The 12,957-nt window shown below is 64.2% G+C and carries 12 protein-coding genes; 5 read left to right on the top strand and 7 right to left on the bottom strand.

Annotated elements, in window-relative coordinates:
- Positions 1-45: 45 nt before the first annotated feature.
- The 3 genes from FNL56_RS14880 to lptF form a co-directional block, all read right to left on the bottom strand.
- Positions 46-2,469 carry an LPS-assembly protein LptD gene (locus tag FNL56_RS14880; RefSeq protein WP_246660998.1) on the bottom strand — a complete coding sequence of 808 codons (2,424 nt, stop codon included), beginning with the start codon at positions 2,467-2,469 and terminating at the stop codon, positions 46-48.
- Positions 2,470-2,553: 84 nt separating this feature from the next.
- The gene (gene lptG, locus FNL56_RS14885; protein ID WP_143573586.1) at positions 2,554-3,651 is read right to left on the bottom strand and encodes an LPS export ABC transporter permease LptG; all 1,098 of its coding nucleotides are present in this window, start codon (positions 3,649-3,651) and stop codon (positions 2,554-2,556) included.
- On the bottom strand, positions 3,648-4,826 hold the full coding sequence (lptF, locus tag FNL56_RS14890) for an LPS export ABC transporter permease LptF (protein ID WP_143573588.1): 1,179 nt from the start codon (positions 4,824-4,826) through the stop codon (positions 3,648-3,650). Before lptF ends, lptG begins: the two co-directional genes overlap by 4 nt.
- 430 nt (positions 4,827-5,256) lie before the next feature.
- Between lptF and FNL56_RS14895 the strand changes: the two genes are divergently transcribed.
- The 3 genes from FNL56_RS14895 to FNL56_RS14905 all read left to right on the top strand — a co-directional run bounded on the left by FNL56_RS14895 (position 5,257) and on the right by FNL56_RS14905 (position 7,913).
- Entirely contained in the window at positions 5,257-6,756 is a 1,500-nt protein-coding gene (locus FNL56_RS14895) for a leucyl aminopeptidase (protein ID WP_143573590.1), read from the top strand.
- A gap of 21 nt (positions 6,757-6,777) precedes the next feature.
- A complete protein-coding gene (locus tag FNL56_RS14900; protein WP_143573592.1) occupies positions 6,778-7,230 on the top strand; it encodes a DNA polymerase III subunit chi in 453 nt (150 codons plus the stop codon).
- Between the two features lie 224 nt (positions 7,231-7,454).
- The gene (locus FNL56_RS14905) at positions 7,455-7,913 is read left to right on the top strand and encodes a hypothetical protein (RefSeq protein ID WP_246660999.1); all 459 of its coding nucleotides are present in this window, start codon (positions 7,455-7,457) and stop codon (positions 7,911-7,913) included.
- A gap of 168 nt (positions 7,914-8,081) precedes the next feature.
- Here the strand turns inward: FNL56_RS14905 and FNL56_RS14910 are convergent, their stop codons facing one another.
- The gene (locus FNL56_RS14910; RefSeq protein ID WP_143573595.1) at positions 8,082-9,956 is read right to left on the bottom strand and encodes an ABC-F family ATP-binding cassette domain-containing protein; all 1,875 of its coding nucleotides are present in this window, start codon (positions 9,954-9,956) and stop codon (positions 8,082-8,084) included.
- Between the two features lie 77 nt (positions 9,957-10,033).
- Positions 10,034-10,222, bottom strand: a complete 189-nt coding sequence (locus FNL56_RS14915; RefSeq protein ID WP_143573597.1) for a hypothetical protein — start codon at positions 10,220-10,222, stop codon at positions 10,034-10,036.
- A 232-nt stretch (positions 10,223-10,454) separates the two neighbouring features.
- On the opposite strand from FNL56_RS14915, the gene ndk reads away from it, so the two are divergent.
- Both ndk and FNL56_RS14925 read left to right on the top strand, forming a co-directional pair.
- The gene (gene ndk / locus FNL56_RS14920; protein ID WP_143573599.1) at positions 10,455-10,877 is read left to right on the top strand and encodes a nucleoside-diphosphate kinase; all 423 of its coding nucleotides are present in this window, start codon (positions 10,455-10,457) and stop codon (positions 10,875-10,877) included.
- A gap of 93 nt (positions 10,878-10,970) precedes the next feature.
- On the top strand, positions 10,971-11,804 hold the full coding sequence (locus FNL56_RS14925) for a TerC family protein (RefSeq protein WP_143573601.1): 834 nt from the start codon (positions 10,971-10,973) through the stop codon (positions 11,802-11,804).
- Between the two features lie 116 nt (positions 11,805-11,920).
- On the opposite strand, the gene FNL56_RS14930 is transcribed toward FNL56_RS14925, so the two are convergent.
- Positions 11,921-12,292: a hypothetical protein gene (locus FNL56_RS14930; RefSeq protein ID WP_143573603.1), complete on the bottom strand. Its 372-nt coding sequence runs from the start codon at positions 12,290-12,292 to the stop codon at positions 11,921-11,923.
- Between the two features lie 14 nt (positions 12,293-12,306).
- A complete protein-coding gene (gene purN / locus FNL56_RS14935) occupies positions 12,307-12,957 on the bottom strand; it encodes a phosphoribosylglycinamide formyltransferase (RefSeq protein ID WP_143573604.1) in 651 nt (216 codons plus the stop codon).

Raw genomic sequence — 12,957 nt, forward strand, 5'->3', positions numbered from 1 at the left:
TCCGCCTTTGCGCGCAAAAAACGGAGAATTCGCGGCGGACCGGCGTTACTGGGTAATGCCGCCGCTGCCGCTGCCGCCTGTCGAACTGCCGAGCGTACGCAGCCCGAGCTGCAGCATCACGGTCTGGTTCAGCACCGGCGGCGTCGACAGGTTCTGGGTGTAGCTGTAGGACGTCACATAGTTTACAGCGAGCACGAAACAGTCGTCCACATAGCCGACGCCCATCGTGTAAGAGTTGATTTTGTTCTCTTCGAGATCCCAGCGGGCGCCGCCGGTCGCCACCCAGTTCGAGGCCAGCTTGATCGAGGCGGTGCCAAGAATGCCTTCGCGGCGGGTCAGGTAACCCAGATCCGCCTGCGGCGCATAATTGCCATACATCAGGCTGACCGACCAGCGGTCGAACGAGGCGCGGCCTTCGGCCTCAAAGCGCTGGATGTTCATGGTTTGCTCGTCGATGCGGGCGCGGGTCGAGAAGGTGTAGGTGCGGTTCGGCGAATAGTTCACCCGGGCGACGTAATCGGAGCGCGTGGTTTCCAGTCCCGAATTGACGCCGGTATTGGTAACGTCCTTCACGGCGTAGGAGTTCAGGCCGTAGAGTTGGTAGGACTGGCCGAACAACACGTTGACGGAGCCGCCGCGGTCGAATTGGGTGGTCGCCTGGACGCCGACATTGGCCCGGCCGCCGCCCTCGACGCGGTCATAGCCGGAGAACTTGTTGACGCTGAACAGGTTCGAGGCGTCGAAATTCAGGCTCTGCGCATCTTCGTTCGGCATCTTGCCGGCATAGGTCTCGTTGGGACGGATGATGACCTGTGCGATCGGCTCGATCGTCGTGGTGCCCCAGGGCTGCACGTTGATGAAGGGATAGCGGTACTCCATGCCGATTGTCGGCATCACCCGCAGGGCTTGGGTGTCGCCGGTCTGGATGAAATTGGACACGCCCGGCTGGTTGGAGATCGACGCGTTGATAGCGTCGGCGCGAATGATGGCGAACGGCGTGAAAATCTGTCCGAACGAGTCGGTGTAGGACCGACGCCATTCGGCCTCTGCGGACAGCCGGGTATAGGTGCCGGGGGTGCCGCGCAGCAGACAATTCGCCGGTGTTCGCAGAGCCACGTCTGCTGAATTCAAGCTGCATGGGTTAAGGCCGGCACTAATGCTGGTAGTCGGATTAACAGTTGAATTAATCGCGTTAAAATCGGCTCCGTCACGAGTCAGGCTGGTGAAGTTGGTCTTGTAGCTGAACTCGCCGCCGAGGATGTTGTGATTGATGACATTGGCATAGTCGATCACCGGCAGCACCACCGGAACCTGGCTCTGTCCGCCGGAATAGCTCAGATAATAGATCGTGCGCGCATCGAAGAAGCTGCGATTGCCGACGCCGGTGAGATAGAGCTGCGAAATCGCTTCGGTCGGCAGGTTCAGGAAGGACGCGTAGGGATCCTTGTACAGCGACAGCCGGTAATCCTGCAGGAAGGTGTAGTCGCTCAGCGCGACCGCGTCCCAGCCCCAGATCCACTTGTCGTTGATCGCGAACTGGCCCTTGGACTCGACGCCGCCGCGGAAATCCTTTTCGCCGGGCTGGCCGGCATATGCCTTGGGTTCCTGCTGGTTGATGCCGTAGGCGCGGATCGAATAGGCGCCGTCCATCAGACGCTGCCGGAACTCGCCCTGCACCAGCAGACCCTGCCTGGTGGTGTAGCGCGGCGAAATCGTCGCATCATAGTCCGGCGCGATCGCCCAGTAGAACGGCGACTCGATGCCGATGCCGTTGGCCGTCGTGCTGGTGTAGCTGGGCATCAGGAAGCCGGTCTTGCGCTTCACGGTCGGGTCGGGCGTCGAGAAATACGGCATGTAGGCCAGCGGATAGCCGAAGAATTCGAGGCGCGCGTCCTCGAAATACATCATCTTCTCGGTCTGGTCGTGGATGATGCGGGCGCCCTTGACCTGCCAGAGCGGCGGCTTCTTGGGATCGTCCTTGCACGCCGCGCAGGCGGTGTAGACGCCGTTCTGGAACACGGTGTAGTTGCCGGCGGTGCGCTCGGCGCGGGTCGCGGCCATGCGGGTGGCGTCGGCCGTGTCGACGCGCAGCGAATCGACGAAACCGTCGCGGTAATCGTCGCTGAGGTCGAGCAGGTTGGCGTAGGTGATCTTGCCTTCGGCATCCGTCATGCGGACGTTGCCTTCGGCGTGCAGACGCTTGGACTTCTGGTCGTAGACCACCCGGTCGGCCTCGACCGTGGTACCATTGTAAAACATCTGCACGGAACCGACCGCGGAGATCCGGGAATTGTTGTAGTCGTAATCGACCTCGACAGCCTGCACCAGCATCTGCCCGGTCTGGGCGACGGGGGCGGGCTTCGGCCTTGTGTGCGGCCGGTTGAAGGTGAAACCCTGCGCCGAAGCCGGCGCGTCTGCCGCATCGAGGGCGGCGAGCAGGGCCCAGCTTGTGAAAATAGAGGCGAGCAGGGCAGGCGTGCGCGAGCGCCGGCCGCGCGCAGAGGTGCGCGAACCGGGATACGCCTGACCTGGGGTGGGGGTGACAACGGTCAACTAACCGTCCTCCAGGTACAACAAGGCTAAAAAGCCGGTGAGGCCGCCCACGGTAACGGGCAGCCACGCGGCGGCTATCGGATGCATCAACTCGGCCTTGCTCAAATCTTCAGTCACCTTCGACAAAACGTAGAGCAGAAAGCCTGCGCCCACGCCACTCAAAACCATCTTCTGGACACCGCCCATGCGGAAGAACCGCAGGCTCACCGACGCCGCCAGCAACACCATCGCGACCAGCAAAAACGGCTGTGCGATGAGTTTGTGATACTGCAGACGATAACCTGCGGTTGCGAATCCCGAACTCTCCGACGATTTGATATACGAAGGAAGTTGCCAAAATGACACGGTTTCGGGGGTCGAAAAACTATTTCGCACCTGCAGCGGGGTCAGCGACGTCGCCAGGTACATGCTGTCCTGCTCGACCGCCTGCGAATCGAGGGTAAAGCGCCGCACGCCCTTGAACAGCCAGCGGCCGGGCTCCAGCGTTGCCTCGCGGGCCTCGATGCGCTCCAGGAAGGCGTAATCGGGCGCGAAGCGGAACACGGTCAGCCCGGTGAGCAGAATGCCCTGCTGTTCGGAGCGCGCGGCATTGATGATGGCCTGGCCCTCGCTGTTGACCTGGTTGATCCAGAACCCGTTGGCGTCCTGCACGCCGCCACCCGGCGTGTCGCCGAACATCTGTGCTTCCATGCGCTTCGACAATTCGCGCAAATTGGCCGACATCGGATTGTAGGCCACGGTCGCCAGCGCCCCCAGCACCAGCGCCGCGAACAAAGCCGGCGAGATGAACTGCCAGGCGGAGACGCCGGCAGCGCGCGCCACCACCAGTTCGAGCCGCCGCGATAGCGCGAGGTAGCAGGTCATGGCGCCGATCAGGATGCAGAACGGCATCATCTTTTCGAGCAGCTGCGGCACCCGGTAGAGCGAGGTCAGCGCCACCGTGAGGGCGGACACCGAAGCCAGCCCCGAGGTTCGCCGCACCATCTCGATATAATCGACCAGCACCAGCAGCATGAAAATGCTGAGGAACACGCCGACTGCGGCGACCAGGAAGCGGCCGGCGAAATATCGCCCGATGGTGTTGGTGATCATGCTCATGTCGCGACGGGCCGCCGACCCAGTCGCGACCAGCGCAGCAGCCGCGCGTTGGAGCGGTTGATCGCCTCCATCAGCCCGGCGGGTGGCTCGATCACGACGCCGCTGACGATGATCCAGACGCTGGCGCCGATCGCTGTGGCCAGCATCAGATATTGAACCAGTGCCGCGGAAGACGTTTTGGCCGCCATCACCGACAGCGCGAAGCCGGCGAGCCGGATCGCAAACACGGCGCCGATCGCGCAGCCCATCGAGAAATTGCGGCTCTGCCGCGTGGTGCGCGGCGATCCCAAGAACGCAAAAGTGAGGCAGGCGAAGGCGAACGGGTAGATCGGCGACAGGAAGCGGTCGTGCAGTTCGGCGTTGAACTGGCCGGGCATCTGCGCATAGACCGGATCGCCCGGGGGTGGGGACATCAGTTCCCACAGATAGCGTTCACGAATGCCGTAGCTCACGTCCTTGCTGCGGTTGGAGAATTTCGACATGTCGAAGGCGTAGCGGCCGAACGCCACCATCGTCGGGTCCTTCTTGCCGATTTCGAAGCGCTGCAGATTGCCGTCCTCGAGGATCAGGTAAGAGCCATCGCCATTCTTGATGACGGTGCCGTGGTCGGCGATGATGGTGTCGCGTTCCTTGGGGTCGCGGCGGTCATCGACGAAAATGCCGACCAGGAGCCCGCCGGGCTGACGCTCGCGGATCCGGATCGTCAGGTTCTGGTCGAGCTGCGCGAAGCGGCCGGGTTGCAGGATGTTGGACAGCACGTCGGCGGTGATCTCGGCGTCCCAGCGTTTCAGCCGGCGCATGCCGTCGGGCGCGAGGTAGGAGCCGATGAAGGCCACCAGCACCGCCACCACGATGGTGGCGAACAGAAACGGCCGGAACAGCCGGATCGGCGACAGGCCGGCGGCGTTCATCACGATGATCTCTGAGTCGGTGGCGAGCTTGGTCAGGGTGTGGGAGATCGCGATCATCAGGGCGATCGGCGCGATCACCAGCACCAGCACGGGAATAGCCAGGCTTGTGACGCCGAGGAAGGTCAGAATGGTCTGGCCCTGGCTCGTCATCAGATCGATCCCGCGCAACGCCTGCGTGATCCAGATCACGCCCGTCAGGCTGACCAGAACCAGCGCAAACGACGCCAGCGTCGTGCGGAAGATGTATTTGTCGATAGACCCCATCGGTCCGAGCGTTCCCCGTCGCTGACCTGCAAGTGATCCGCGCGTCCCAATCCCCGTTCAAGGAGACCCCCCAGGGTCACGCGGCCGCTTCAGGCCCAATTACATTCACCCTTACCATCTCTTTGATTGGTCAACAAAATGGCCGTGCGGTGGCCCGGGCGAGGATACGGTTAATAATGTGTTTCTGTGGCGGGCGGGACACGGAGATGGACGGGCCCCTGCTTGTTCCGGCGGCAGCCGCAATCTCTTACCTCGCGCGGCGCGCGGACCCTCAACGTCGTCCCCGCGAAAAAAGATCAATCCAACAGGTCGGGTCGCCGAACGGCCTTGACGGCTCGCGCTGTGGCGACAACAAAACAGATGACCCCGCCGCACCGACCGGATTCTCGCGCCGACCTCTGCGACAGCCCAGACTTTTGGAGGATTTCCCATGCCCGACACCGTCAAGGTCGGCTTCGTGCCATTTTCCGCTGCCGCGCGCGGCATTCTGGTGGTGTTCTGCGACGACGCGCTGAAGTTCGGCGCCGCCACCCTGAAGGGCCTCGGCGATACCGCCGCGGTCGTCAAGCGCGCCGCTGCGTCCTCGAATTTCAAGGGCAAGAGCGCCTCGACGCTCGATATCCTGGCTCCGGAAGGCCTCAAGGCCGGCCGGCTGATCGTGATCGGCACCGGCAAGGCCGACGCCATCAAGGAAACCGACGTGCTGAAGTTCGGCGGCGTGCTGGCCGGCAAGATGCGCGGCGCCGAAGCCGTCACCGTGATGGCCGAACTGCCGTCGGGCGCGATGAGCGCGGAGCAGGCGGCCTCGCTCGCCTCCGGCGTGTTGCTGCGGGCTTACGCCTTCGATCGCTACAAGACCAAGAAGAAGGATGACGACGACAAGGCGACCGACGTCGCGGTGTCGATCGCGGTCAGCGACGTCGCCGCCGCCAAGAAGGCGTTTGCGGCCGACGAAAATGTCGTCGAGGGCGTGATTCTGGCACGCAACCTCGTCAATGAGCCGCCGAACGTGCTGTTTCCGGTCGAGTTCGCCCGCCGCGCTTCCGAACTGAAGAAGCTCGGCGTGGCCGTCGAGGTGCTCGACATCAAGGCGATGGAGAAGCTCGGCATGGGCGCGCTGCTCGGTGTGTCGCAGGGCTCGACGCAGCCCGGCCGCATGGTGATCATGCGCTGGAACGGCGGCAAGAAGGGCGAGCAGCCGGTCGCCTTCATCGGCAAGGGCGTCACCTTCGACACCGGCGGCATTTCGATCAAGCCGTCGGGCTCAATGGAAGACATGAAGGGCGACATGGGCGGCGCGGCCTGCGTCGTCGGCCTGATGCATGCGCTGGCCGGCCGCAAGGCGAAGTGCAACGTGGTCGGCGCGATCGGCATCGTCGAGAACATGCCGGACGGCAACGCGCAGCGTCCCGGCGACATCGTCACCTCGATGTCCGGTCAGACCATCGAGATCATCAACACCGACGCCGAAGGCCGCCTCGTGCTGGCCGACGTGCTCTGGTACGTCAAAGAGAAGTTCAAGCCGAAATTCATGGTCGATCTGGCAACGCTGACCGGCGCCATCCTGGTCGCGCTCGGCACCGAGCATGCCGGGCTCTTCTCCAACAACGACGAATTGTCGGAACGGCTCTACGCGGTCGGCCAGTCGACCGGCGAGAAGGTGTGGCGGCTGCCGATGGGTCCGGAATACGACAAGATGATGGACTCGCAGTTTGCCGACATGAAGAACGCCGGCGCGCGCAATGGCGGCTCGATCACCGCGGCGCAGTTCCTGCAGCGTTTCGTCGGCGATACGCCGTGGGCGCATCTCGATATCGCCGGCACCGCAATGGGCGCGCCGAAGACCGAGATCAACCAGAGCTGGGGCTCGGGCTACGGCGTGCGTCTGCTCGACCGGCTGGTGTCGGACTATTACGAGGCGAAGAAGTAGTCGGGTGGAGGAGGCCGCGGCATGACCGAGGTCCTGTTCTATCACCTGCAGAACAAGTCGCTGGAAGAGGTGCTGCCGCCGCTGCTCGAGAAGTCTCTCGCGCGCGGCTGGCGGGTCGTCGTGCAGTCGACTTCGGAAGAGCGGGCGGAGGCGCTCGACGCGCATCTGTGGACCTACACCGAGGATTCGTTCCTGCCGCATGCCACCTGGCTTGCGGCAGATGCCGCCGAGCAGCCGATCCTGCTGTCGATCGGCGCCGACAATCCGAACGGCGCGCAGGTCCGCTTCCTTGTCGACAACGCCGCGATCCCGGCGGATGGCGAGAGCTATGAGCGCATGGTGCTGGTGTTCAACGGCGACGATGGCGAGGCTCTGGCTGCGGCGCGTGCCGCCTGGACCGACTGCAAGGCGAGGGGCTTTGCCGCCACCTACTGGCAGACCGACGAGCGCGGCCGCTGGCAGAAGAAGAACTAGGTCGGCTCGCTATTACCGGCCATTTACGATAATTCTACCATTCGCCGGGACAATCCGGCCGATGTCATGGTGGCGCCGCAAAGCAGTGGTGCTACAGGAGCTTACGTGGCGTGCCGGGTAGGGATGAGCTGATCGTGCGACAGGACAGGCGTTATCGGATTTCGTTGCTGGCCCTCGTGTGCGCCGGACCCCTGCTGGCCGGTTGTGCCGGCGTCGGCGGTGAGATGTTCCAGACCGATCTGCTGTCGAAGGACGCCAATTGGTTCTCCAAGCCGGGCCGCGTCTTCATCAAGAACGTCTCGATCGAAACCCCGCCGCTGACCCCTGACAAGCCCGTCACCCAGGCCGACCTCGTCGGCGCCGACGGTTCGTGCCCCGGCATGGCGCCGGGACCCGATGCCATGGCCGACGGCACGGCGGCTGCGCCTTCCTATAGTGGTGTGGTCGCGCTCGGGCATAATGAATGCGATGTGGTTCGCGGCGCCGGCGCGCCCGACAGCGTCGCGCTGTCCAACAACGGACGCGGCGACCGCGTCGCGATCCTGACCTATTCCCGCGGCGACCGTGCCGGCATCTACACCTTTACGGCCGGCCGCCTGACGATGGTCGAGCGCGGGCCGGAAGCCGCCCCGCAGCCGCGGACCGCACGGCCGAAGGCCGCGAAGAAGCGCGCGGCGACCTAAGTAACACTCACAAGAGCCGAAGTTTCTCGTTCCCCGGATGCTGCGCACTGCGCCGCATCTTGCGGCGGGGTGCGCTGCTGATCCGGGGCCTTCGCAAGCGCCGGCGTTTGGGATGATCCCGGATCTGCGGAGCAGCGTTGCACGCTGCACCGCGTCCGGGACACGGGATCAGCTGTTCTCGTACTGCGTGCTGAGCGCGAGCCAGGCTTCTTCGGCGCGGGCGAGGGCAGCTTCCGCGCCGGAGCGGGCCTTGCCAAGCTGCGCGGCCTGCTTGGGATCCTTCTTGAACAGACCGGGCGTTGCCAGCGCCAGGTCGATCTTGGCGAGGATGCCGGTGATGCGGGCCATCTCGGTCTCGGCTTCGGCGACGCGCTGCTTCAGCGGCAGCTTCTTTTCCTTGACCTTCGGCGCGCCCTTATCCTTGGCGACGCCCTTTTCGGCCGTGGCGGCGCGGTCGCGCGGGCTGGCGCGCATGCCCCGTTGCTGCATCACGATGCGGCGGTAGTCGTTGAGGTCGCCGTCGAAATTGGTGACGGTCTTGTCGGCGACGATCCACAACTGGTCGGCGCATGCCTCGATCAGATAGCGATCATGCGAGACCATGATGACGGCGCCGGGATATTCGTTGATCGCTTCGGCGAGTGCCGCGCGGCTGTCGATATCGAGATGGTTGGTCGGCTCGTCCAGAATGATCATGTTGGGGCCGAAGAAGGTCGCGAGCCCGAGCAGCAGGCGCGCCTTCTCGCCGCCGGACAGGCTGCTGACTTTCGTGTCGCCCGCCTTGCCGGAGAATCCGATCGTGCCGACCCGCGCGCGCACCTTGCTCTCATGCGCCTCCGGCATCAGCTTGCGGACGTGGTCGTAGGGCGAGGCGTCCATCACCAGCTCGTCGAGCTGATGCTGCGCAAAGTAGGCGATCGAGAGCTTCTCGGCGCGCGTGATCTCGCCGGAGAACGGCTTGAGCTTGTTGGCGAGCAGCTTCACCAGCGTGGATTTACCGTTGCCGTTGGAGCCGAGCAAAGCGATGCGATCCGTCGTGTCGATGCGCAGCGTGACGCGGTTGAGCACGGGATGCGCGGGGTCGTAGCCGACCGAGACGTTGTCGACCGCGAGGATCGGCGGCGACAGGATCTTTTCCGGCGCCGGAAACACGATCTCGCGGACGTCCTGGTTGACCAGCGCCGAGATCGGCTTCATCCGCTCCAGCATTTTCACGCGGCTCTGTGCCTGACGGGCCTTGGAGGCGGTCGCCTTGAAGCGGTCGACGAACGACTGCAGCCGGGCGCGCTCGGCCTCCTGGCGCTTGACGTTCTTGGCGTCGAGCATTTCCTTGTTGGCGCGGAATTCCTCGTAGGCCGAGTAGGTGCCGCGATAATGCACCAGCTTGCCGCGGTCGAGATGCAGGATCTGGTCGACCGAGGTGTCGAGCAGGTCGCGGTCATGCGAGATGACGATGACGGTACGCGGGTAGTTGGCGAGATGGTCCTCAAGCCACAGCGTGCCTTCGAGATCGAGATAGTTGGTTGGCTCGTCGAGCAGCAACAGGTCCGGTGCCGAGAACAGCGTTGCCGCCAGCGCCACGCGCATCCGCCAGCCGCCGGAGAATTCCGAGCAGGAGCGCTCCTGATCCGCAGTGGAGAAGCCGAGGCCGCTGAGGATGGCCGCGGCGCGCGATGGCGCGGAATGGGCGTCGATGTCGACGAGGCGGGTCTGGATTTCGGCGATCCGGTGCGGATCGGTGGCGGTATCGGCTTCCTTGAGCAGCGCGGCGCGCTCCAGATCGGCCTTCAGCACCACCGAGATCAGGCTCGGCGGGCCGTCCGGGGCTTCCTGGGCAAGGCTGCCGATGGTCCAGCGTGGCGGAATCGAAATGCTGCCGGTTTCCAGCGGCAGGTCGCCGCGAATGGCATGGAACAGGGTCGACTTGCCGACGCCGTTGCGGCCCACGAAACCGACCCGGGATCCGGGCGTAATCTGCGCCGACCCCTCGTCAATGAGCAGGCGGCCGGCGATCCGGATCGAAATGTCTGTGATTGAAAGCATGCGGGGTTGTCACCGCTGCAGCGCACAAAGGCAAGATGATTGTGCCCGATGAGGCCTCGGATCGCAACAAAACGGCATCAACGCGCCGGTGGGGCATTCTCGTCGTCCTGACGCTGCATTTGGTCAATCAGGTCCTGCAGGTGCAAGGGTAATTGGCTGTTCTCGGTGCTCAGGTTGCGACGCAGCCGCTCGCCAATCGCCGTACAGATCGAGGCGCTGGTCAGGCGGTCGATCGACTCCTCTGCGGTATTGATTCGCTTTTGCATCAGTCGTCCACTTCATGCTCGTGGCAGTTGAATTACCAAGTTAAGTCCGGTATCCGACAATTGTTTCCTGTTTTCTCGATTGCAGCGCATTTGAGTCAAAAAACCATGAAGGCCTTCTGCCTTTCATAGCCGGGATGGTATCGCTCGGCCTCCGGTCGGATCGCTTGCCGTATCGACGGCGCGTCGATATAAGCCCGGCCATCATCCCACGGCAGTTTTCAAGGATAAAATCATGGCGATCGAGCGTACCTTTTCGATTCTGAAGCCCGACGCGACCGAGCGTAACCTGACCGGGGCGATCAACGCCATCATCGAAAAGGCCGGTCTGCGCATCGTCGCCCAGAAGCGCATCCTGATGACCCGCAAGCAGGCCGAGACCTTCTACGCCGTGCACAGCGCGCGTCCGTTCTTCGGCGAGCTGGTCGATTTCATGATCTCCGGCCCGGTGGTCGTGCAGGTCCTGGAAGGCGAGAACGCCGTGCTCAAGCACCGCGACGTGATGGGCGCCACCGACCCGTCGAAGGCCGCCGAAGGCACCATCCGCAAGGCGCACGCCAAGTCGATCGGCGAGAACTCGGTGCACGGGTCGGACGCTGTGGAAACCGCGGCGATCGAGATCGCCCAGTTTTTCTCCGGCAACGAGATCGTCGGCTAACGCCGATTCCGGCTGCGGCGCGAAATCGCGCCGCAGCCGACACTATCCGATGGCCGGTACAGGCCGGAAAATAATCATAAAGGGGGGCGTGCTGTGGACTGGTTGCTGAATATTTTTGATCCAGAGACGATCAAATCGGTTTTTGTTCAGTTCCAGGTCGAAATGCAGCAGCCCGCGTTCTGGCTCGCCGTCAGCAAGATCATCTGGATCAACGTTCTGTTGTCCGGCGACAATGCGCTGGTGATCGCGCTGGCCTGCCGCGGGCTGGCCCCGAAGCAGCGGATGTGGGGCATGATCCTCGGCGCCGCTGCGGCTGTCATCCTGCGCATCATCTTCACCGGCATCGTCGCCACCTTGATGGAACTGCCGTATCTGAAGCTGATCGGCGGCCTCGCGCTGATCGTCATCGCGGCCAAGCTGCTGGTGCCGGAGAAGCAGGAGGACGACGGCGTTCACGCCGCTTCGAATCTGTGGGCGGCCGTGCAGATCGTGGTCGTGGCCGACATCGTCATGAGCCTCGACAACGTCATCGCGGTGGCTGCCGCCGCCAATGGCAGCGTGCCGCTCCTGATCCTCGGCCTCGCCATCAGCGTGCCGCTGATCGTCGCCGGTGCGGCGCTGATCATGGCGTTGCTGACCCGGCTGCCGGTGCTGGTCTGGCTCGGCGCGGCCTTGCTCGGTTGGGTCGCAGGCGAAGTGATCGCCTCCGATCCCGCGGTGATGCCGTGGGTGCATCATATCTTCAACGGTTCGGTCGGGGCGGGGCTCGACAGCGTAATGACCGCGATCGGCCTGACGACCCGCTTCACGTCGGGCGGCCATGGCGGCGAGATCGCCTGCGGCCTGCTCGGCGTGCTCATCGTGCTGGGCGTCGGCACGCTGTGGCGCCGCCGCCGGATCAACGAAGTGGTCAGCCACGCGGCGTAAGCGCTTAAGGCACTCGTGTAGGGTGGGCAAAGGCGCACATGCGCCGTGCCCACCCTCGCGGGCGGTGGGCACGCCGCGCCGCGCGTTGCGCGCCGCGGCTTTGCCTACCCTACTGATCAGGCTTTCTTCTTAGCGCTCTTCTTTGCCGGCTTTTTGGCGGGCGCGGCCGTCTTGGCCGGGGCCTTGGCGACCGGCGCCTTCTTTGCCGCCACCGCCTTGGCGATCGGCGCGTCCATCGCCAAGCGCATCGCGCGCGCGTAGCTGTCGGCGGCATTGTCGGCAGACGTCATCAGGCGCTTCGCAGCGAACATGCCGTGCTCCAGCGCGTCCTTGGCCAGTTGCTTGAAGCGTTCTTTCTTCCCGGGATCGGTGGCCTTCGCGGCCAGCGCTGCGAAATGGTCGCGGCGCTTCTTGGCGGCAGCGAGCACCGTCTTGTTCTGCTGTTTGGCAATCTGCCGGATGACGACATCCAGATCGGCGTCCGCCATGGTTTGGTTCCTTGCTAGGTGAGAGTCGGTGAAATCAGGTCGTCGCCGGTAGAGGCTCCGGCCCGCACGCGGCAGATATCGCCGTCGATGCGGATGGCGTCGGTCGCCAGCAGCCGCAGCGCCTGCGGGTAGATCTTGTGCTCGATGCCGAGTACGCGCGCGGCCAGCGTGTCGGCCGTGTCGTCATCGGCGACGCTGACGGCGCCCTGCATCACGATCGGGCCGGCATCGGTTTCCGGTATCACGAAATGCACGGTGGCGCCGGAGATCCTGACGCCGGCGCGCAGCGCCTGGCCATGCGGGTCGAGGCCGGGGAAGGAGGGCAGCAGCGACGGGTGGATGTTGAGCATCCGGCCGTACCAGCGTTGCACGAAATCCGCGGTGAACAGCCGCATGAAGCCGCCGAGGCAGATCAACTCGATCCGGTGGTCGTCGAGCGCTTTCTGCAGAACGGTCTCGAAGCCGGCGCGATCGCGGCCAAACGGCTTGCTCTCGATCACCAGCGTTTCGACGCCGGCTTGCGCGGCCGCAGCCAGGCCGGGGGCGTCGACCCTGTTGGAGATTACCAGCGCAATTTCGGCGGGGAAGCCGTTGGCCCGGGCAGCCTCGATCAGCGCGGTCATGTTGGAGCCGCGGCCGGAAATCAGAATGGCGACGCGGCGCAT

Origin of the sequence: Tardiphaga sp. vice304 (assembly GCF_007018905.1) — a bacterium.
Classification (GTDB): Bacteria; Pseudomonadota; Alphaproteobacteria; order Rhizobiales; family Xanthobacteraceae; genus Tardiphaga.